Genomic DNA, 19,913 nt, shown 5'->3' with positions numbered 1-19,913 from the left:
GGTCAGTGCTCCCCTCGTCGGTACACGAGCCCGTCGGCCTTGGGCATCCGCAGGCGTTGGGAGGCCAGCGAGAGCACCAGCAGCGTGGTCAGGTGGGGGGTGAAGGAGACCAGGCCCGGGGCCAGCTCGTCGATGGTGAGGAAGCCGACCAGGCACAGCACGGCGAACCCGGCGGCCAGCGAGGCCTGCACGAGCTTGCCGCGCACCACCTGCCAGACGGCGACCCCGGCGAGCAGGACGGCGACCAGCAGGAACAGCGCGACCACCGCCGTCCGGCTGCGCAGCTGCAGCCCGTCGGCGTAGCCGAACAGCCCGGCGCCGGCGGCCAGCCCGCCGGGCCGCCAGTTGCCGAAGATCAGCGCGGCCAGGCCGATGAACCCGCGGCCGTTGGTCTGCCCCTCCCGGTAGATGCCGGCGATGAAGACCAGGAACACCCCGCCGAGGCCGGCCAGCGCTCCGGAGACGAGCACCGCGATGTACTTCAGCCGGTAGACCGGGACGCCGAGGGAGTCGGCCGCCGCCGGGTTCTCACCGCAGGAGCGCAGCCGCAGGCCGAACGCCGTGCGCCACAGCAGCAGGTAGGTCGCGGGGATCAGCAGGACGGCCAGCAGCACCAGCACCCCGAGGCCGCTGGTCAGCCCGCGGAGGACGCCGGCGGCGTCGCTGACGAGGAACCAGTCCAGCCGCTCGACGTCGCCGAGCAGGTCCGGGCCCGAGGTGAGCACCGGCACGCTGAACCGCGGCGGGTCGCTGGCCAGCGGCGGGGACTGGGTGACGCCACCGCCGGCCGGGTTGTCGGAGTAGAAGAGCTCGGACAGGAAGCGGGCGACCCCGGCGGCGAGGATGTTGATGGCCACGCCGGAGACGACGTGGTCCACGCCGAAGGTCACCGTGGCGACCGCGTGGAGGAGCCCGCCGAGGGCGCCGAAGGCCAGCCCGCCGAGCACCGCGGCCCACCAGCCCCACTGGTAGCCGGCCCAGCCGGCCCCCCAGGTGCCGAGGATCATCATGCCCTCGAGGCCGATGTTGACCACGCCCGCGCGCTCGGAGTACAGGCCGCCGAGCGCGGCCAGGCCGATGGGCACGGCCAGCAGCAGCGCCGCCGCGATGGTGGACGACGAGGTCAGCGCCTGCTCGCCGCTCACCACCCGCACCAGCGACAGCAGCGCCAGGCCACCGACGACGATCAGCGTCAGCCGCCGCGCCCGGCCGCCCCCGGTCAGCAGGTCGGTCAGCGGGCCCCGCCCGGTGCGGCCCGGGGCCGTCGTCACGGTGCTCACCGCCGGGCCCCCGCGGCGACGCGGAGCGCCGGCGGGGCGCTGTCGAGGAGTGCGTTCATGCCCCGGTCTCCTGCCGCTCGTCGGTCTGCTGGCCGGCACCGGCGGTGCGGCTCACGCCGGCGCCGGTGCCCCGGCCGCCGGCGCCCACGGTCTGCCCCTCGCCGGTGCCGCCGGCGCCGGAGGCCACGACGGGGCCGGTCTCCCGGGCGCCGCGCTCGGCGGAGCGGCGGATGACCCGGCGGGCGATCTCGTTGGCCACCACCACGGCCAGCACGATCGTGCCCTGGAAGATCGTGACGACCGAGGCCGGGTAGTCGGCGATCTGCAGCGGCACCAGCGCCCGGTCCAGGAAGGCGAACAGCAGCGCGGCCAGCGCGATCCCGACGGGGTTGTTGCGGCCGAGCAGCGCCACCGCGATGCCGAGGAAGCCCAGGCCGGCGGTGAAGTCGGTGGTGTAGGCGTGGGTGTCACCGAGGAGGTCCGGCAGCCCGATGAGGCCGGCCACCGCGCCGGAGAAGAGCATCGTCTTCACGACCATGGTCCGGGCGTTGACCCCGCTGGCGCTGGCGGCCGAGGGCGAGAGGCCGCTGGCCCGCAGGTCGTACCCGAACCGGGTGCGCCCCAGCACGACCGCCACCACGACGCCGACCACCACGGCGACCAGCAGGAACCCGTAGAGCTGCCGCGGCGGGTTGGACAGGCCGAGGAGGTCGAACACCCCGTTGAGCCCCGGCATCCAGCCGGACTCGGGGATCTCCGCCGTGCTGATGATCGACGCACCCTCGGCGCTGCCGCGGAACGGGCCGGTGAGGAAGAACGACGCCAGCCCCAGGGCGATGAAGTTCAGCATGATCGAGCTGATGACCTCGCTCACCCCGCGGGTCACCTTGAGGACGGCGACGATGCCGGCCCAGAACGCGGCCACCACCATCGCGACCACGACGATGAGCAGCACGTGCAGCGGGGCGGGCAGCGCGACGGCGGCCCCGGCCGCGGCGGCCATGATCGTGGCCAGCCGGTACTGGCCCTCGACACCGATGTTGAACAGCCCCATCCGGAAGGCGATCGCCACCGCGAGGCCGGCCAGGAACAGCGGGACCGCCCGGTTGAGGACGACGACGACCGCGGTCATCTGCTGCCGCGGGCTGTCGCCGAAGTCGACCATGACGGCGAAGACCTCGAACGGGTTGACCTGCAGCGCGGCCATGACCGCCGAGGAGATGAGCAGGGCGACGACGACGGCGAGGACCGGGGCGAACAGGGTCAGCCCGAGGCGGCGCAGCACCTTCACGCCGCACCCGCCGTCGTCCGGGCGCCGGTCATGTACCCGCCGAGCTCCTCGGGCGTGACCTGGCGCGGGTCGAGGGTCGCGACCAGCCGGCCGCGGAGCATCACCTGCAGCGTGTCCGACAGCCCGATGAGCTCGTCGAGGTCCGCGCTGACCAGCAGGATGCCCATCCCCCGGGCGCGGGCGTCCTTGAGCAGCTCCCAGATGACCGCCTGCGCGCCGACGTCGACCCCCCGGGTGGGGTGCGCGGCGAGCAGCAGCCGGGGCTCCGCGCTCATCTCCCGGCCGATGATCAGCTTCTGCTGGTTGCCGCCGGACAGCGCGACCGCGAGGGTGTCCGGCCCCGGGGCGCGGACGTCGTACTCCTGCATGATGCGGGCGGTGTCGGCGCGGGCGGCCCGGCGGTCGATGAACGGCCCGCGGACCGCCGGCGGGCGGGTCTGGTGGCCGAGGATGCGGTTCTCCCACAGCGTGGCGTCGAGCAGCATCCCCTGCCGGTGCCGGTCCTCGGGGATGAAGCCGAGCCCGGCCTCCCGGCGGGCGCGGGTGCTCCAGCCGGTGATGTCGTCGGCGCCGAGGACGACGGTGCCGGCGGCCACCGGGCGCAGCCCCATGACGGCGTCGACGAGCTCGGCCTGGCCGTTGCCCTCGACCCCGGCGATGCCGACCACCTCGCCCTCGCGGACCGTGAGGTCGACCGCGTCGACCAGCGTCCGGCCGCCCCCGCGCACGGTGACCCCGCGCAGCTGGAGCACCGGGGTCTCCCGCACCGTGGAGTCCCGGGTCTCCGGCGAGGGCAGCTCCGCGCCGACCATCATCTCGGCCAGCTCCCGGGTGCTGGTCGTCCGCGGGTCGGCGGTGCCGACGGTGGTGCCGCGCCGGATGACGGTGATCGAGTCGGCGACCCGGCGCACCTCGTCGAGCTTGTGCGAGATGAAGATGACGGTCAGCCCCTCGCGCTTGAGCTCGGCGAGGTTGCCGAACAGCTCGTCGACCTCCTGCGGCACCAGGACGGCGGTGGGCTCGTCGAGGATCAGCGTGCGCGCGTCGCGGTAGAGGACCTTCGCGATCTCGACCCGCTGCCGGGCGCCGACGCCGAGGTCCTCGACCAGCGCGTCGGGGTCCAGGCCGAGGCCGTAGCGGTCGGAGATCTCGGCGATGCGGCGGCGGGCCTCGGCGCGGTCCAGGCGACCGCCCCGGGTCGGCTCGCTGCCCAGGACGACGTTCTCCAGGACGGTGAAGTTGTCGGCCAGCATGAAGTGCTGGTGGACCATCCCGATCCCGGCGGCGATCGCGTCGGCCGGGCTGCGGAAGGACACCTCGCGCCCGTCGAGCAGGATCGTCCCCTCGTCGGGGCGGTGCTCGCCGTAGAGGGTCTTCATCAGCGTCGACTTGCCGGCGCCGTTCTCCCCGACGATCGCGTGCACCTCGCCGCGGCGGACCCGCAGCTCGATGTCGGAGTTGGCGACCACCCCGGGGAAGCGCTTGGTGATCCCGCGCAGCTCCACCGCGAGCGGCTCCCCGCCCCCGGCGCGGCCGTCCGGCGTCTCCCCCGTGGGCACGCCCGACGCGTGCCCGGGTCCTCGAGGCATGGTCCGCCCTCTCCCTCGCTGCGCCGGCGCGGGTGTGTCCGGCGCGTCCACTGTGCAGTCCCGGCGGCCCGGGGTCGACCGTCGCCACCGTCACGGGGGACCGGGGACGACCGGCCCGCCGCATGATCGCGCACTCCCGGGTGCGCGGGGGGACAGGGTCCCCCGGTCACGGGCGCGGGCCCGGGGGCATGCGCCCCCGGGCCCGCGCCGCGTGGTGTCCGTGCTCAGCCGGTGGCCGTCACGGGGTCGTGGGGACCTCGATCTCACCGTTGATGATCTGCTGGCGGTACTGCTCGATCTGGTCCTGGATGTCGTCGATCTGGCCGCCGGAGGTGGCCAGGCCGACGCCGTCGCTGGCGAGGTCGTTGACGATGTCGATGCCGCCCTGGACGTTGCCCTCGGCGTAGTCGGTCAGGAACGACTCCACCGCGTTGTCGACCCGCTTCAGCATCGAGGTCATGATCACGGCCTGCAGGGCCGGGTCGTCGACCGTCTGGTACTGGTCGGAGTCGACGCCGATCGCCCGGCCGCCGGAGGCCGCCGCCGCCTGGAAGACGCCGATCCCGGAGCCGCCCGCCGCGTGGAACACGATGTCGGCGCCCGCGTCGTACATGCCCTGGGCGACGATCTGGCCGCGGGCGGGGTCGTTGAACCCGGAGAAGTCACCGGCCGGCGAGATGTACTGCCGGTCGATGGTGATGTTCGGGTTGACCGCCTGGGCGCCGGCCACGTAGCCGGCCTCGAACTTCTGGATCAGCGGGCTCTCCACACCGCCGACGAAGCCGATGTGGTCGGTCTCGGTCTTCAGCGCCGCCGCGACGCCGGCGAGGAAGGAGCCCTCCTCCTCGGCGAAGAGCAGGCCGGTGAGGTTCTCGGCGCCGATCTCGGCGACCGAGGAGTCGATGATGGCGAAGGTGGTGTCCGGGTACTGCTCGGCCACCTCGCCGATCACGTCGCCGTAGGCGAAGCCGACCGCGACGACCGGGTCGTACCCCTGGTCGGCGAGCTGGGTGAGCAGGTCCGCGCGGTTGGAGGCGTCGGCGTTCGGGGACAGCTCGGTGATCTCCCCGCCGAGCGCCTCGGTGGCCGCCTCGGCGCCGGCGTACGCGGAGTCGTTGAACGAGCGGTCGCCGCGGCCGCCGGTGTCGTAGGCCAGCCCGACCTGGAGCTCCTCGGCTGCGCTGCCGCCGCCCTCGCCGCCGCCGCCGCCACCGTCGGTCTCGTCGCTGGCACAGGCCGCGAGGGCCATGCTGCCGGCCAGCAGCAAGGCGGCAGCCTTCATCCTCCGCGCTCGGCGCAAGACGGTCTCCTCTCTGGGGGGACGGCCCGCGACAGGTGCCGGGCGCGTCCCGTGGGGGCGTGGACCGTGCGCTCCCGCACCGGGGCGCGGTGCGCACGACCTCGGCACGCTAACCGCGACCTCGCCCGTTCCCGCCACCTCCGGGCGACACCGAGATGGGATCGTTGCGAAGGCGCGCCCGGCCGGTGGCCGGGGTCACCGGCCCGGGGGGCGCGCCCGGCGGGCGGGGGCGCCGACGGCTAGCGTCGCCCCCGTGCGGCGACGGGAGCAGGTGGGATCGGGGCTGGTCGCCGTCCTGGCGGCCGTCCTCGTCGCGCTGCCCGCCCTGCTGGGGGCGCCGGCCGGCGGCGCGCTGGCCGCGCCCGCCCGGCCCACCGCCGACCCGCTGGCGCCGACCCCCACCGCCCCGCCGCCCGGCGGCCCGCCCCAGGGCAGCGGCCCCGGTGGGGTCACCGTCGGCGGCGAGGGGCTCGACACCCGCGGCACCGTGGTGGCCGAGGGGACCCCGCCCTTGCCCGAGGGGGTGGTCGCGCCCGGCTGGCTGGTGGCCGACGCCGACGGGACCGTCCTGGCCGCGCGGGACCCGCACGGTCGTTACGCCCCCGCCAGCACGCTCAAGACGCTCACCCTGCTCACCCTCCTGCCGCTGCTCGACCCGGCGCGGGTGGTCGAGGGGACGGTCGAGGACGAGGCGATCGAGGGCAGCCGCGTCGGCCTGGTGGCCGGGGGCCGCTACCCGGTCCAGCTGCTGTTCGAGGCGCTGGTGATGCAGTCGGGCAACGACGCCGCCCACGCGCTGGCCCGCGCCGCCGGCGGGGTCGACGTGACGCTGCGCGCCATGAACGAGACCGCTGCGGCCCTCGGCGCGTACGACACCGTCGCCGGCTCGCCGTCCGGCCTCGACGTCGCCGGGCAGAGCTCCTCCCCGTACGACCTGGTGCTCGTCTTCCGCGAGCTGCTGGCCGACCCGCGCGCGGCGGCGCTGCTGGTGACGCCGACCGCGCAGATGCCGCCGGTCGAGGGCCGCTTCGCGGGCTTCCAGATCCAGAACGAGAACCCGCTGCTGTCCCGCTACCCGGGCAACCTCGGGGGCAAGACGGGGTTCACCGACGCGGCGCGCCACACCTTCGTGACCGCCGCCGAGCGCGACGGCCGCCGGCTGTTCGTGAGCGTCATGGGCACCGAGAACGTGCCCCTGCGAGCGGCCGACCAGGCGGCGCTGCTGCTCGACTGGGGGTTCGCCGTCCCCGCCGGGACGCCGGGGGTCGGGGTGCTGGTGGACTCGGCGGCCGACGTCCCGCCGCCGCCGTCCCGCACCGCGACCCGGACGACGGTGCCCCCGCCCGCCGTGGCCGCCCCCGGGGCCTCCGCGGCGCCGGCGGAGCCGCCGCCGTCCGCGCTGCTGCCCGCGGTCCTGGCGCTGGCCGCGGTCGCGGTCGCCGCGCTGGCGGTCACGGGTCGTCGCCGCGCTCGGCGGCGGGGCCCCCGCTCCGGTCGGGCAGCGGCCGACCCGGCCCGGCCGGCCCCCCGGGGGTCGCCCGGACCACCGCCGGGAGGGTCGCGGTCCACGCCGCGGTGAAGAACGCGAAGCGGAACACCAGGTTGATCCACACCAGGATGCCGACCGCTCCGCCGAACGCCGAGGCGGTCACGCTGCCGGAGATCAGCGAGACGTAGAGGCTGCCCGCGAGTTTCATGACCTCGAAGCCGGCGGCGCCGAACAACGCCCCGGGCAGCAGCCGGCGCAGCGGGTGCCCGGTCGCCGGCACCACCTTGAGCAGCCACAGGAAGACCGCCACGTCGCTGGCCAGGGCCAGGGCGATGCCCAGCAGGGCGGTGACCAGCGGCAGGCCGGGCGCCTCGGCCAGGCCCGCCCAGCCCAGCACCCAGCCGGTGGCCTGGGTGACCAGGCCGGTGAACCCGAGGCTGAGCACGCCCAGCACGCCGAGTGCGAGGAGGGCCGACAGGTCGTGCAGGTTGTCCTTGAGGAACTCGGGCTCGTCCGCGCGCCCCTTCCAGATGCGCTCCATGCCGATCCGGAGCTTGTCCATCGCGCGCAGGCCCGCGTAGACGAAGCCGGCCAGGGCGAACACCCCGACCACGCCGGCCGCGTCCACCGCCCTCTGCAGCTCGGCGACGATCTGCCGGCCGGTCGCGCCCGGGAAGGCGTCGCGGATGGCGTCGTAGAGCTGCTCCTGCAGGAGCGTGTTCCCGGCCAGGACCAGCCCGATGACCGAGGCGGCCAGCAGCAGCACCGGGACCAGGCCCAGGAAGACGAAGTAGGTGACGCCGGCGGCCATCAGGTCGCCCTGCGTGCCGCGGTAGCGGCCCCCGGCGCGGGCCAGGTGGTCCAGCCACGGCCAGGCCCGCCGACGTCCGCGGAGGAACGACTCCCAGCCCCCGCTGACCCGGGACCAGCGGTTGCCCGCGGGCGGCTCGTCGGTGCGCTCGGGCGCGGTCCGGGCGGAGCTCACCGGCCCCAGTCTGGGCCCTCGGCGGGCCCGGCGCCCGACGGCCGGGTCAGCTCGCGCGCCGGACCGGCGGGCCGGTCAGCGGGTACTCCCGGGCCACGGCCCAGGCACCGCTCGGGGTCTGCTCGAACTCGGTGAAGTGGTCGACCCGGAACTCGGCGTCGAGGTCGGCCAGGCCGTAGTAGGCCAGGTCGAGCATGTCCGGCGGGACGTCGTGCGCCACCGTGACGTGCGGGTGGTACGGGTAGGTCAGCGACCGGGCCAGCGGTCCGCAGCGGACGTCGTTGGCGATGAGCTCGCAGTTCCCGATGCCCCGGGCGACGGTCACGAAGACCACCTCGGAGACCGGCGAGAACGTGCCGGTGCCCGACAGGTGCATGTCGAACGGCGCGTGGGCGCGGGCCACCGCGGCGAGGTGCTCGGAGATCAGCGGGCGGTCGGCGACGGCCACCTCGGTGGGCGGGAGCAGGGTCACGTGCGGGGGGACCAGCGCCGCCTGGGAGTCGCCGACCTTGGTGCGCCAGTCGACGAACAGCTGCGCCCACGGCTCGGGGATGGACACGACCACGCCCAGCACGGCCGACCGCGGGTCCGGGCTCGGGTCGCGCGGGACGAACGTGTCGTCGTTCACGCCCCCGCCCCCGCCGGTGGCAGGAAGCCGACCCGGTCGTAGACCCGGGCGACCGTGGCCGCGCCGACCTCGCGGGCCCGCGCCGCCCCGCCGGCCAGCACCCGCTCGAGCTCGGCCCGGTCGTCGAGCAGCTCGAGGGTGCGGGTGCGGATCGGCTCGAGGGCGTCGGTGACGACCTCGGCGACCTCCTTCTTGAGGTCCCCGTAGCCGCGGCCGGCGAAGCGCTCCTCGAGCTCGGCGACCGTCGTCCCCGACAGGGCGCTGTGGATGGTCAGCAGGTTGGTCACGCCGGGCTTGCCGACCGGGTCGGCCACCACCTCGCGGCCGGTGTCGGTGACCGCGGACCGGATCTTCTTCGCGGTCACCCTGGGATCGTCGAGCAGGTAGATGCAGCCGGCCGGGGGCAGGCTCTTGCTCATCTTCTTGTCCGGGGACTGCAGGTCGAGGATCTTCGCCGCACCCTGCGGGATGTGCGGCGCGGGCACCGTGAACGTCGTCCCGAACCGGCTGTTGAAGCGCGTGGCGAGGTCGCGGGTCAGCTCCAGGTGCTGGCGCTGGTCCTCCCCCACCGGGACCTGGTCGGCCTGGTACAGCAGGATGTCGGCGGCCTGCAGCACCGGGTAGGTGAACAGCCCCACCGAGGCGCCGGCCGTCCCCTCGCGCTGGCTCTTGTCCTTGAACTGCGTCATCCGGCTGGCCTCGCCGAACCCGGTGAGGCACTCCAGCACCCAGGACAGCTGCAGGTGCTCCGGGACGTGGCTCTGCACGAACAGGCTGCTGCGCAAGGGGTCCACGCCGAGGGCGAGCAGCTGCGCGGCCGAGACCAGGGTGTTGCGGCGCAGCTCCTCGGGGTCCTGCGGGACGGTGATCGCGTGCAGGTCGACCACGCAGTAGAACGCCTCGGTGGTCTCCTGCAGCTGGACCCACTGCCGCAACGCACCGAGGTGGTTGCCGAGGTGGAACGAGCCCGCCGTCGGCTGGATGCCGGAGAGCACACGGGGAGGAGGCACGACGGCCATCAAACCAGCCACCCCGGCCCTCGTGCGCCACGCGCCCCGACGCGCCTGGTCCCCACGGCGTTCCGCTCAGCCCAGCCCGGCCGGTTCGCGCACCTCGTCGAGGGCGGCGAGGAACACGTCGTCCTCCTCCGGGGTGCCCACGGTGACGCGGATCCCCTCCCCGGCGAAGGGTCGGGTGATGACCGCCCGCCCTTCGAGGGCGGCGGCCAGGGGCGCGGCGGCCTCGCCCACGGGCAGCCACACGAAGTTGGCCTGGCTGTCGGTGACGTCGAACCCGCGCTCGCGCAGCGCTGCGGTCAGCCGGTCGCGCTCGGCGGTGACCGCCGCGCAGCGCCGCCGCACCTCGTCCTCGCTGGCCAGGGCGGCGACCGCGGCCGCCTGGGCCAGGCTGGACACGCTGAAGGGCACGTGGGTCTTGCGCACCGCCTCGGCGACGGCGGGGTCCTCGGCGACCAGGTAGCCGACCCGCAGGCCGGCCAGCCCCCAGGCCTTGGAGAACGTGCGCAGCACCGCCACGTTCGGCCGCCCGCGCATGAGCTCGATCCCGTCGGGGACGTCGGGGTCGGTGACGAACTCCCGGTACGCCTCGTCCAGGACGACGAGGGTGGTCGGGGGGACGGCGTCCAGGAAGCGCTCCAGCTCCGCCCGCCGCACCGCCGTCCCGGTCGGGTTGTTCGGGTTGCAGACGAACACCACGCGGGTGGTGTCGTCGACCGCCGCGGCCAGGCCCTCGAGGTCGTGGGTGTCGGCCGGGCCGGCCGGGCGGCCCGGCACCAGCGGCACCTGGACCGCCCGCGCGCCGGCCACCCGGGCCAGCAGCGGGTACATCTCGAACGACCGCCAGGCGAAGGCGATGCTGGTGCCCGGGTCGTTGAACGACTGGGCCAGCTGCTGGCACAGCATCACCGCCCCGCACCCGGTCACGACCTGCGCCGGGTCGACGCCGTAGCGCTTCGCCAGCGCGCCGGTGAGGACGACGGCGCCGTTGTCCGGGTAGCGGTTGGTCTCCGCCGCCGTCGCGGCGAGCGCCTCGACCACGGCGGGCAGCGGGGGGAAGGCCACCTCGTTGCTGGCCAGCTTGACCGCGCGGGGGACGCCGATCTCGCGGGCGAGGTCCGCGGGGTTGCGGCCGGGCCGGTAGGCCGGGAGCTGCTCGATCGCCGGTCGTGCGCTGACCACGTGTTCTGCCTCCTGACCGCTTCTCGCCCGATCGCGGGACGCCGGTGCCCGCGCGCCCTCCTAGGGTGGGCGTCATGCGCGTTCTCGTCGCCGGTGGGGCCGGCTACATCGGCAGCGTAGTCACCGCCGCCCTGCTCGAGGGCGGGCACGAGGTGACCGTGCTCGACGACCTGTCCACCGGCCACGCCGACGCGGTGCCCGCGGGTGCGGCGTTCGTGCAGGCCTCGCTGCACGACTCGGGCCCCGTGCTGGCCGACGTCCGCCCGGAGGCGGTGCTGCACTTCGCGGCCAAGAGCCTGGTCGGCGAGTCGCAGGTCAGGCCGGAGATCTACTGGGACACCAACGTCGCCGGCACGCTGGCGCTGCTGGAGGCGATGCGGGCGGTGGACTGCCGGCGCATCGTGTTCTCCTCGACGGCGGCGACCTACGGCGAGCCCGAGCGGGTGCCGATCCCGGAGGACGCGCCGACCCGGCCGACCAACACCTACGGCGCCACGAAGCTGGCCGTCGACGCGATGCTGACCTCCTACGCGACCGCCCACGACTTCGCCGCGGTGAGCCTGCGCTACTTCAACGTGGCCGGCGCCGCCCACGGCCTGGGCGAGCGGCACACCACCGAGACCCACCTCATCCCGATCGCCCTGCAGGTCGCCGCCGGCACCCGCGAGTCGATGACCGTCTACGGCGAGGACTACCCGACCCCCGACGGCACGTGCATCCGCGACTACATCCACGTCGCCGACCTCGCCGAGGCGCACCTGCTGGCGCTGACCGCCCCGGAGCCCGGCGAGCACCGCATCTACAACCTGGGCAACGGCACCGGGTTCTCGGTGCAGCAGGTGGTCGACGCGGCGCGCGAGGTGACCGGGCACCCGATCCCGGTCGTCGTCGGCGAGCGGCGGGCGGGTGACCCGGCGCAGCTGGTGGCCTCCAGCGACCGGATCCGCGCCGACCTCGGCTGGACGCCGAGGCACACCGACCTGACCGGGATCGTCCGCGACGCGTGGGAGACCGCCCGCGCCCGTCGCTGAGCCGGCCACCGGCCGCGGGCACCCGTTGCGGCCCCGTCCCGGGCCCCGCCCCGAGCCTGCGAAGGGTGGGGAGGACGGGGTCCTCCACCTACCCTTCCGAGGAGTCGGCCGGCGCAGGCTCGGGGGCCCGGGCCACCGAGAGGCGGGCGATCCGCCGTCCGTCCAGCTCCAGGACCGTCACCGCGCGGCCCTCGACCTCCACGTGGTCGCCGGGCTCGGGCAGCCGGCCCAGCTCGGCGAGCACGTAGCCGGCGACGGTCTCGTAGGGGCCCTCGGGCAGGTGCAGGCCGGTGGCCTCCCGGAAGTCCTCCAGGTTGAGCAGCCCGTCGACCTCCTGCGGGCCGCCGGGGGCCGTCTCCGGCTCGGGCGCCACGCCCTCGTCGTACTCGTCGTAGATCTCCCCGATGACCTCCTCGATGAGGTCCTCGAGGGTGACGATGCCGTCGGTGCCGCCGTACTCGTCGACCACGATGGCCAGGTGGTGGTTCTCCCGCCGCATCTCCGACAGGGCGGTGAGGACGCCGGCGGTGCCCGGCAGCCGCTTGACGTCGCGGGTGAGGTCCCCCACCGTGGCCGCCCGGCCGGCGGGGTGGTTGGGCAGGAACAGGTCGCGCACGTGCACGAACCCCACGACGTCGTCCTCGTCCCGCCCCACCACCGGGTAGCGGGAGTGGCTCGAGTCGTGCACCTGCCGGGCCGCCCGGCTGACGGTCGTCGAGGCCTCGAGGAAGTCCACCTCCGTGCGCGGGGTCATGACCTCGCGGACCTCCCGGTCACCGGCGCGGAAGACCTCGTCGATGAGCCGGCGCTCGTCGCTGCTCAGGGACTCGTGGGCGGCCACCAGGTCCCGCAGCTCCTCCTGGCTGATCGCCTCCCCGCTGGCGCGCGGGTCACCGCCGAGCAGCCGGACGAGCGCGTTGGTCGACACCGACAGCAGCCAGATGACCGGGCGGAACAGGGTCGCGATGGCGTTGAGCGGCGAGGCGACGAGCAGGGAGAAGCCCTCCGCCCGCTGCAGGGCGAGCCGCTTGGGCACGAGCTCGCCGACGACCAGCGAGAGGTAGCTGATCGCGAGGGTGACCAGCACGAACGCGAGCGTGCCGGCGAGGCCGCTGCCGACGCCGAGCCCGGCCAGCCGGTCGGCCAGCGGCTCGGAGAGCGTGCTCGCACCGAAGGCCGCGGAGAAGAAGCCGGCCAGGGTGACGCCGACCTGCACCGCGGCGAGGAACCGGTTGGGGTCCTCCAGCAGGCGGGCCACGGTGCGGCCGCGCCGGCCCCGGTCGGACATGCCCCGCACCTGCGACTCGCGCAGGCTGACCAGGGCGATCTCCGCGCCGGCGAAGGCACCCCCGACCAGCACGAAGGCCACGACCATGACGATGTTGAGCCAGACGTCGCTCACCGGCGGCGCGCTCCTCGGTGTGGGTGGTCAGCGGACGACGACCATGCTGCCTGCCGGGACCCCGGCCCGACACCGGACACGGCTCCCGTCCGGGTGACGTCGAACCGGGGTGAAGCCGCTCACATCTGACTGTGCGTGATCACTTGCCTACGGCTAGTCTTGCCGAAGTCTCGTCCCCGAGTCCAGCACCACGTGAGGACCCCCTCGTGCACCACATGCCGGCAGGCCCCCCGTCCCGGATCCCCTCCACCCTCCGCCGCGCGTTCCGGGCCCGCCGGGTCGTCCTGCCGCTGTTCGTCGGCGTCGTCCTGACCGGTGCGGTGGCGGTCGGGGTGCCGGCCGTCTCCCGGGTCGTCGGCCTGGACGCCACCGCCGCCACCTCCACCGCGCCGGCAGTGCACGACGGCGGGACCAGCACCGGACCGGTCCGGATGGGTGTCGACGGCATCCCGGGCGCCGGGGCGGTGGTCGAGGCCCCCGCCGGTGGCTCGGCGGCGCCGGCGGCGCCGTCCGCGGTGGCGGAGGGGACGGCGCCCGTCGCGCCGCCCGCCGAGGCGACGCCGTCCGCCCCCGGCAGTGCCGGTCCCGCCGGCACCCCCGCCACCCCCGCCTCCCCCGAGGCCGACGAGCCGGCGCCGCCGACCGCCGCGGCGGGCGGCGCGACCGGCAGCCCGGTCACCGGCGGTGCCCCGGGGTCCCGCGCCGGGGCGCCCGTCGCGGCGGCGCAGCCCGCCGCCGACCCGGCCGCGGAGGACGGGGTGCTGACCCTGGTCAACGCGGCCCGGGCCGAGGCCGGGTGCGGGGCGCTGGCCCCCGACGAGGGGCTGGCCGCCGTCGCGCGCGCCCACAGCGCCGACATGCGCGACCGGGACTACTTCTCGCACACCGACCCCGACGGCCTCGACCCGTTCGACCGCGCCGAGGCGGCCGGCATCGACACCGCGCGGGCGGAGAACATCGCCTACGGGCAGGCCGACGCGCAGGCCGTGGTGACGGCCTGGCTGGGCAGCGAGGGCCACCGGGCGAACATCCTCGACTGCGACCTGCGCACCATGGGCGTGGGTGTGGCCGAGGGGCCGGGCGGCCCGTGGTGGACCCAGCTCTTCGGCGCCTGACCGGTACCGGCAGGGACCACCGCACGCCGAGCGCCCTCCCGCCCCTACCAGTGGCCGACGACTGCTGGGAAGTCGTCGCTCGCCGCGCTCGAGGAGCGACTACTTCCCCGCAGTCGCCCGGCGGAGGGGCTCCCGCACCCGCGCGATGAGTTCCCCGGGTTCGGCCAGGTCGCGCGCGGTGACGTGGAGAACCGTCCAGCCGGCCGCGACGAGCGTGTTCAGCCGTCGACGGTCGCGGGCCGGCTGCCCCGGTTCGCCGTGCCAGGCACCGTCGTACTCGACCGCCACCCGCTCACCGGGGAACGCGAGGTCGACGCGGGCCACGAACTCCCCCGTCCCGCCCCTCACCACGTGCTGCGGGACGGCGATCAGCCCCGCCAGCGCAAGGGGCACCCGGACCCGGGATTCCTGGGGTGACTCCGCGCGGCCATCCGCGAGGCCGACCGCGCGACGAGGACGTCCTGCTTGCGGAAGACGCAGCCGCGGAGGGCCGCCGGGCGACGGGCTGTGGGCACCGTCGCAGCCTGCACCGCGGGACCCAGCGCCGCCGTCGTCGTCCACAGGTGGACGACTGCCGGGAAGTCGCGCCCCGGGCACGGCGTCAGGCCGCGACTTCCCGGCAGCTGCGGCACCGGGGTGCCGCAACTGCGGACGGGCCCCCGACCCGGTGGGGTCGGGGGCCCGTCGACGCGGTGCCAGGCGGAGCCGGACCGTCCCGCTCAGGCTGTCGTTCAGGCCGTCCTGCTCAGGCCATCGCTTGCAGTCAGGCCATGGCCTTCTGCAGGTTGCCGTCGATGGCCGCCAGGAAGTCCTGGGTGTTCAGCCACGGCTGGTCCTTGCTGATCAGCAGGGCGAGGTCCTTGGTCATCTGACCGCCCTCGACGGTGTCGATGCAGACCTTCTCCAGCGTCTCGGCGAACCGGGTCACCTCGGGGGTGCCGTCCAGCTTGCCGCGGTGGGCCAGGCCCCGGGTCCAGGCGAAGATCGAGGCGATCGGGTTGGTCGAGGTGGCCTCGCCGCGCTGGTGCTGGCGGAAGTGGCGGGTCACCGTGCCGTGGGCGGCCTCGGCCTCGACGGTGCGGCCGTCGGGGCTCATCAGCACCGAGGTCATCAGGCCCAGCGACCCGAAGCCCTGCGCGACGGTGTCGGACTGGACGTCGCCGTCGTAGTTCTTGCAGGCCCAGACGTAGCCGCCCTCCCACTTGAGGGACGCCGCGACCATGTCGTCGATCAGCCGGTGCTCGTAGGTGATGCCGGCCTCGTCGAACTTCGACTTGAACTCGCTGTCGAAGACCTCCTGGAAGAGGTCCTTGAACCGGCCGTCGTAGGCCTTGAGGATCGTGTTCTTGGTCGACAGGTACACCGGGTAGCCGCGCTGCAGGCCGTAGTTCATCGAGGCCCGCGCGAAGTCCCGGATCGACTCGTCGAGGTTGTACATGGCCAGCGCGACACCGGCACCCGGCGACTGGAACACCTCGTGCTGGATCGGCTCCCCGCCGTCCTTCGGCTGGAAGGTGATCGTCAGCGTGCCCTCGCCGGGGAACCGGAAGTCGGTGGCGCGGTACTGGTCACCGAAGGCGTGACGGCCGACGACGATCGGCTGCGTCCAGCCCGGTACCAGCCGCGGCACGTTGGACATGATGATCGGCTCGCGGAAGATGACCCCGCCGAGGATGTTGCGGATCGTCCCGTTGGGCGAGCGGTACATCCGCTTGAGCCCGAACTCCTCGACCCGCGCCTCGTCCGGGGTGATCGTCGCGCACTTGACGCCGACGCCGTGCTGCTTGATCGCGTTCGCGGCGTCGACGGTGATCTGGTCGTCGGTCTCGTCGCGCTTCTCGATGCCCAGGTCGTAGTACTCGAGGTCGACATCGAGGTACGGGAGGATCAGCTGGTCCTTGATGAACTGCCAGATGATCCGGGTCATCTCGTCGCCGTCGAGCTCGACGACGGTGCCCTCGACCTTGATCTTTGCCACGTGCGGGTCCCTCTCTACATGCTCCGAGCCGGTCCGGCTCAGAGGTCGGCTACGTCGGCCTGCTTGGCGCGCACGGCCTCGGCGGCCTCGCGCAGTCCGTTCAGCTCGCTCTCGGACAGGTCCCCTTCGACCACCCGGCGGACGCCCTCCCGCCCGATCTCGGCCTCGACGCCCAGGTAGACCCCGGAGATGCCGTACTCGCCGTCGACCCAGGCGCACACCGGCATGACGCTGCCTGCGTCCTCCATCACGGCGCGCGCCATGCGGGCCGCGGCGGCCGACGGGGCGTAGTACGCCGAGCCGGTCTTCAGCAGGGCGACCACCTCGGCGCCGCCGTTGCGGGTGCGGTCGACCAGGTGCTCGATGCGGTCGGCGGCCATGACGTCGGTCAGCGGCTTGCCGTCGACGGTGCAGCGCGAGGGCACCGGCACCATCGTGTCGCCGTGCGAGCCCAGCGTCAGGGTGCGCACCGAGCCCACCGGGACGCCGAGCTCCTCGGCGACGTTGTTGGTGAACCGGGCGGTGTCGAGCATGCCGGCCTGGCCCATCACCCGGTTCTTCGGGAAGCCGGTCGCCAGCTGGGCCAGCGCGGTCATCTCGTCGAGCGGGTTGGACACCACGATGACGACGGCGTCCGGCGAGGTCCGCGCGATGTTCTCGGAGACCTGGCGGACGATCTTGGCGTTGGTCTCGATGAGGTCCATGCGGCTCATGCCCGGCTTGCGGGGCAGCCCGGCGGTGACGACGACGACGTCCGAGCCCTCGGTGCCCTCGTAGGACCCCCCGCCGACCCCGACGACCTTCGTCTCGAAGCCCTCGATGGGCCGCGACTGGTTCATGTCGAGGGCCAGGCCCTCGGGCTTGCCCTCGACGATGTCGGTGAGCACGACCGTCTCGAAGACGTCGTACTCAGCGAGGCGCAGGGCGGTGGTGGAGCCGTAGAAACCGGCACCGACGACGGTGACCTTGCCGTTCCGGGGCTGCTCTGCCATGGGCGTGAACCTATCGCCGGTCGCCACCCGGCGCCCGCGCGGGTGCCCACCCCCTCCCGGAGCGTGCGAGCGGCGAGGGGCGGTGACGGCCTGGAACGGCCCCGCGTCGCGCCTGCGGGGCGTGGGGTGGGAGGGGGTCCTCTCGTCAGCCGGCCGGGATGGCCAGCGCGACGGCCGCGAGGGTCACCCCGGCCGCGGCCATGAGGACGACGTCGACCGGCCGGCTGCGGACGGCGAGGAAGCCGATGCGACGGGCCGGCAGCAGCAGCCGCAGCAGGGCCGCCAGCACCAGCGCCGCCCCGAGCACGACCAGCCCGCGCCGCCAGTGCTCGAGCACCACCATGACCATGCCCGCGGCCACCACGAGGAGCACCACGAACAGCGGGAGCTGGCGGAGCACCCCGGCCAGCACCGGCCGTCGCCGGTACAGCGGCGGCCGGGTCACGGCCACGCGCCCCGGCTCCCCGCGCCCCACCCGGTCACGAGGACGTCAGGACCTCGGCGGCGACCGCCTGCTCGGCCGCGAGGACGACGTTCTGCAGCAGCATCGCCCGGGTCATCGGCCCGACCCCGCCGGGGTTGGGGGCCACGAAGCCGGCGACCTCGACGACGTCCTTCGCGACGTCCCCGGCGATCTTGCCGTCGACCCGGCTCACCCCCACGTCCAGGACGGCGGCCCCCGGCTTGACGACGTCCGCGGTGACCAGGCCGGGCACGCCGGCCGCGGCGACGACGACGTCGGCCCGGCGCAGGTGCGCGGCCAGGTCGCGCGTCCCGGTGTGGCAGAGCGTCACCGTGGCGTTCTCGGTGCGCCGCGTGAGCAGCAGGCCGAGCGGCCGGCCCACGGTGATACCGCGGCCGACCACGACGACCTCCGCACCGGCGATCGGCACGTCGTACCGGCGGAGCAGCTCGACGATGCCGACCGGGGTGCACGGGAGCGGGCCGGGGACGTTGAGGACCAGCCGGCCGAGGTTGACCGGGTGCAGGCCGTCGGCGTCCTTGGCGGGGTCCATGCGCTCGAGGACGGTGCTCTCCTCGATGCCCGCCGGCAGCGGGAGCTGGACGATGTAACCGGTGCAGGCCGGGTCGGCGTTGAGCTCGTCGACGACCCCGAGGACGTCGTCCAGCGTGGCGGTCGCGGGCAGCTCGCGTTGGATGCTGGCGATGCCGACCTGCGCGCAGTCGGAGTGCTTGGCGTTGACGTACCACCGGCTGCCCGGGTCGTCGCCGACCAGCAGCGTGCCGAGGCCGGGCCGGTGGCCGGCGGCGGCCAGCGCCGCGACCCGCTCGGTCAGCTCGGCCCGGATGGCGGCCGCAGTGGCCTTGCCGTCGAGGATCGTCGCGCCCACGGCTGCACAGTGTGCCCGACATCGGGCCGGGGAGCCGCCGACGGTCCTACGCTCGACGGCAGGGCCTCCCCCGCTGCCGACCCGCGAGGAGCGCAGATGACCGAGCGCGAGCAGTCCCCCGCCGCCGACTGGCGCGAGACCACGACGCCGGGCCTGCAGCCGGTGGGCGAGCACACCGGCGCGGGGCCGGGCTGGGGGCCGCCCGGCGCGACCGGGTACGGCGCCGCGCCGGGGTACGGCACCGCGCCCGGGTACGGCGTGCCGCCCACCACCCCGGAGTACTCGACCAAGCCGGTCACCGTCCGGCGCCCGGACTCGCTGGCCAGCCTGCTGCTCATCCTGGCCGGCATCGCGGCGGCGGTGAGCCTGCTCCTGACCTGGCTGCCCGGCAGCGAGCTGTCCGGCTGGGACCTGGTCACCCGCGGCCTCGACGACCTCGAGCAGGGCTTCGGGGAGCTGCTCGACACCGGTTTCTGGCAGCCCCTCGTCGTGGTCCTCGGCGGCGGGGTCCTCTTCGTGCTGGGGCTGCTGGCCGTGCTGCCGGCCCGCACGCACCGCTTCCTGGGGGTGCTGGCCCTGCTGGTCGGCCTGGTGGCGGCCGCGGGGGTGCTCGTGCCGCTGGACGACGTGGGGTGGGACCTCGAGCAGGTCGACACCGGGTTCTGGTTCGCCGCCGCCGTCCCGGCGCTGGGCCTGCTCGGCGCGCTGAAGGCGATGTTCACCGGTCCACGGAGGTAGCCGGCGGGGACGTCGTCCCGCCCGGCCGGGGCCGTCAGTCGGTGACCAGCGCGCCGTGGGCGCGGGCGACCTGCACGGACTGCTGGAGGTCCAGCCGCACGCCGGTGAGGTCCAGCGCACGCCAGGGGACGGCGTCGGTGGAGGCGCCCCGGAGGTCGGAACCGCGCAGCGCGGCCCCCTGCAGGCGGGCGTTGTCGAGGTCGGCGCGGGTGAGGGTCGCACTCGCGCAGGTCGGCGCCGGTCAGGTCCGCCTCCCGGAACCGCTGGCCGGAGAGGTCGGAGCCGGAGAGGTCAACCCCGCGCAGCGACGTCCACGACCAGTCGCAGTCCACCGAGGTCATGGGCCGCAGCTCCGCGCCGGGGAACTGCGAGCCGGTGAGCTTGCAGCCGCTCCACACGGTGTCGAACAGCCGGGCCCGGTCGAAGCGGCAGGAGAGGAACGCCGACCCGGTGTGCCGGGAGCCGCCCATGCGGACGCCGGTGAGCACGCACGAGTCGAACACGCAGCGCCGGGTGACCAGCTCCTCCAGCCCGGCGTCCTCGAA

At 74.7% G+C, this 19,913-nt stretch carries 17 protein-coding genes and 3 pseudogenes; 4 read left to right on the top strand and 16 right to left on the bottom strand.

The window, feature by feature from the left end; genetic code table 11:
• Positions 1–2: 2 nt before the first annotated feature.
• The 4 genes from ACI8AC_RS01330 to ACI8AC_RS01315 all read right to left on the bottom strand — a co-directional run bounded on the left by ACI8AC_RS01330 (position 3) and on the right by ACI8AC_RS01315 (position 5,442).
• Complete coding sequence (locus tag ACI8AC_RS01330; RefSeq protein WP_456894435.1) at positions 3–1,271, bottom strand: ABC transporter permease; 1,269 nt, start codon at positions 1,269–1,271, stop codon at positions 3–5.
• A gap of 64 nt (positions 1,272–1,335) precedes the next feature.
• A complete protein-coding gene (locus ACI8AC_RS01325) occupies positions 1,336–2,571 on the bottom strand; it encodes an ABC transporter permease (RefSeq protein ID WP_456894433.1) in 1,236 nt (411 codons plus the stop codon).
• Entirely contained in the window at positions 2,568–4,130 is a 1,563-nt protein-coding gene (locus ACI8AC_RS01320) for an ABC transporter ATP-binding protein (RefSeq protein WP_456894432.1), read from the bottom strand. The genes ACI8AC_RS01325 and ACI8AC_RS01320 overlap by 4 nt, the downstream gene beginning before the upstream one ends.
• A gap of 268 nt (positions 4,131–4,398) precedes the next feature.
• Positions 4,399–5,442 (bottom strand): BMP family lipoprotein, encoded by a 1,044-nt coding sequence (locus ACI8AC_RS01315; RefSeq protein WP_456894431.1) that lies wholly within the window; start codon positions 5,440–5,442, stop codon positions 4,399–4,401.
• On the opposite strand from ACI8AC_RS01315, the pseudogene ACI8AC_RS01310 reads away from it, so the two are divergent.
• A pseudogene (locus ACI8AC_RS01310) lies at positions 5,408–6,586 on the top strand (D-alanyl-D-alanine carboxypeptidase family protein); the annotation flags it as partial. The gene ACI8AC_RS01315 and the pseudogene ACI8AC_RS01310 overlap by 35 nt on opposite strands.
• 325 nt (positions 6,587–6,911) lie before the next feature.
• Here the strand turns inward: ACI8AC_RS01310 and ACI8AC_RS01305 are convergent.
• The 4 genes from ACI8AC_RS01305 to hisC form a co-directional block, all read right to left on the bottom strand.
• Positions 6,912–7,934 (bottom strand): YihY/virulence factor BrkB family protein, encoded by a 1,023-nt coding sequence (locus ACI8AC_RS01305; RefSeq protein WP_456894430.1) that lies wholly within the window; start codon positions 7,932–7,934, stop codon positions 6,912–6,914.
• 46 nt (positions 7,935–7,980) lie between these two features.
• Positions 7,981–8,562 (bottom strand): 2'-5' RNA ligase family protein, encoded by a 582-nt coding sequence (locus tag ACI8AC_RS01300; protein WP_456894429.1) that lies wholly within the window; start codon positions 8,560–8,562, stop codon positions 7,981–7,983.
• Positions 8,559–9,581 carry a tryptophan--tRNA ligase gene (gene trpS / locus ACI8AC_RS01295; protein WP_456894427.1) on the bottom strand — a complete coding sequence of 341 codons (1,023 nt, stop codon included), beginning with the start codon at positions 9,579–9,581 and terminating at the stop codon, positions 8,559–8,561. The genes ACI8AC_RS01300 and trpS overlap by 4 nt, the downstream gene beginning before the upstream one ends.
• Positions 9,582–9,647: 66 nt before the next feature.
• The gene (gene hisC, locus ACI8AC_RS01290; RefSeq protein ID WP_456894426.1) at positions 9,648–10,760 is read right to left on the bottom strand and encodes a histidinol-phosphate transaminase; all 1,113 of its coding nucleotides are present in this window, start codon (positions 10,758–10,760) and stop codon (positions 9,648–9,650) included.
• Between the two features lie 74 nt (positions 10,761–10,834).
• On the opposite strand from hisC, the gene galE reads away from it, so the two are divergent.
• A complete protein-coding gene (gene galE / locus ACI8AC_RS01285; protein WP_456894425.1) occupies positions 10,835–11,791 on the top strand; it encodes a UDP-glucose 4-epimerase GalE in 957 nt (318 codons plus the stop codon).
• A gap of 88 nt (positions 11,792–11,879) precedes the next feature.
• Here the strand turns inward: galE and ACI8AC_RS01280 are convergent, their stop codons facing one another.
• Positions 11,880–13,193, bottom strand: a complete 1,314-nt coding sequence (locus tag ACI8AC_RS01280; protein ID WP_456894424.1) for a hemolysin family protein — start codon at positions 13,191–13,193, stop codon at positions 11,880–11,882.
• Positions 13,194–13,408: 215 nt separating this feature from the next.
• Between ACI8AC_RS01280 and ACI8AC_RS01275 the strand changes: the two genes are divergently transcribed.
• A complete protein-coding gene (locus ACI8AC_RS01275; RefSeq protein ID WP_456894422.1) occupies positions 13,409–14,308 on the top strand; it encodes a CAP domain-containing protein in 900 nt (299 codons plus the stop codon).
• A gap of 99 nt (positions 14,309–14,407) precedes the next feature.
• Here ACI8AC_RS01275 and ACI8AC_RS01270 read toward each other — a convergent pair whose 3' ends face one another.
• The 5 genes from ACI8AC_RS01270 to ACI8AC_RS01250 form a co-directional block, all read right to left on the bottom strand.
• Positions 14,408–14,701, bottom strand: coding sequence for an endonuclease domain-containing protein (locus tag ACI8AC_RS01270; protein WP_456894421.1), 294 nt, complete (start codon positions 14,699–14,701; stop codon positions 14,408–14,410).
• Positions 14,702–15,071: 370 nt separating this feature from the next.
• The gene (locus ACI8AC_RS01265) at positions 15,072–16,286 is read right to left on the bottom strand and encodes an NADP-dependent isocitrate dehydrogenase (protein WP_456894420.1); all 1,215 of its coding nucleotides are present in this window, start codon (positions 16,284–16,286) and stop codon (positions 15,072–15,074) included.
• Between the two features lie 38 nt (positions 16,287–16,324).
• A complete protein-coding gene (gene mdh, locus ACI8AC_RS01260; protein ID WP_456894419.1) occupies positions 16,325–17,278 on the bottom strand; it encodes a malate dehydrogenase in 954 nt (317 codons plus the stop codon).
• A gap of 145 nt (positions 17,279–17,423) precedes the next feature.
• Positions 17,424–17,729 (bottom strand): DUF3017 domain-containing protein, encoded by a 306-nt coding sequence (locus ACI8AC_RS01255; RefSeq protein ID WP_456894418.1) that lies wholly within the window; start codon positions 17,727–17,729, stop codon positions 17,424–17,426.
• 28 nt (positions 17,730–17,757) lie between these two features.
• A complete protein-coding gene (locus tag ACI8AC_RS01250) occupies positions 17,758–18,630 on the bottom strand; it encodes a bifunctional methylenetetrahydrofolate dehydrogenase/methenyltetrahydrofolate cyclohydrolase (protein WP_456894417.1) in 873 nt (290 codons plus the stop codon).
• A 96-nt stretch (positions 18,631–18,726) separates the two neighbouring features.
• Here ACI8AC_RS01250 and ACI8AC_RS01245 point away from each other — a divergent pair, with 96 nt between their 5' ends.
• A complete protein-coding gene (locus ACI8AC_RS01245) occupies positions 18,727–19,368 on the top strand; it encodes a hypothetical protein (RefSeq protein WP_456894416.1) in 642 nt (213 codons plus the stop codon).
• Positions 19,369–19,402: 34 nt separating this feature from the next.
• Here the strand turns inward: ACI8AC_RS01245 and ACI8AC_RS01240 are convergent.
• Together ACI8AC_RS01240 and ACI8AC_RS01235 are read right to left on the bottom strand one after the other, a co-directional pair.
• A pseudogene (locus ACI8AC_RS01240) lies at positions 19,403–19,555 on the bottom strand (pentapeptide repeat-containing protein); the annotation flags it as partial.
• A 109-nt stretch (positions 19,556–19,664) separates the two neighbouring features.
• Positions 19,665–19,709 (bottom strand): annotated as a pseudogene (locus ACI8AC_RS01235) (hypothetical protein); the annotation flags it as partial.
• Between the last annotated feature and the right edge of the window lie 204 nt (positions 19,710–19,913).

The organism is Geodermatophilus sp. SYSU D00758 (genome assembly GCF_054049955.1).
The sequence above is the reverse complement of the archived record's forward strand: the minus strand, read 5'-3'. Positions and strand labels throughout refer to the sequence as shown.

Bases quoted from the DNA above. Each gene is read 5' to 3' on its own strand.
- ACI8AC_RS01245 (WP_456894416.1), top strand. From the start codon at position 18,727: ATGACCGAGCGCGAGCAGTCCCCCGCCGCCGACTGGCGCGAGACCACG.
- mdh (WP_456894419.1), bottom strand. From the start codon at position 17,278: ATGGCAGAGCAGCCCCGGAACGGCAAGGTCACCGTCGTCGGTGCCGGT.
- trpS (WP_456894427.1), bottom strand. From the start codon at position 9,581: ATGGCCGTCGTGCCTCCTCCCCGTGTGCTCTCCGGCATCCAGCCGACG.
- galE (WP_456894425.1), top strand. From the start codon at position 10,835: ATGCGCGTTCTCGTCGCCGGTGGGGCCGGCTACATCGGCAGCGTAGTC.
- ACI8AC_RS01315 (WP_456894431.1), bottom strand. From the start codon at position 5,442: ATGAAGGCTGCCGCCTTGCTGCTGGCCGGCAGCATGGCCCTCGCGGCC.
- ACI8AC_RS01275 (WP_456894422.1), top strand. From the start codon at position 13,409: ATGCCGGCAGGCCCCCCGTCCCGGATCCCCTCCACCCTCCGCCGCGCG.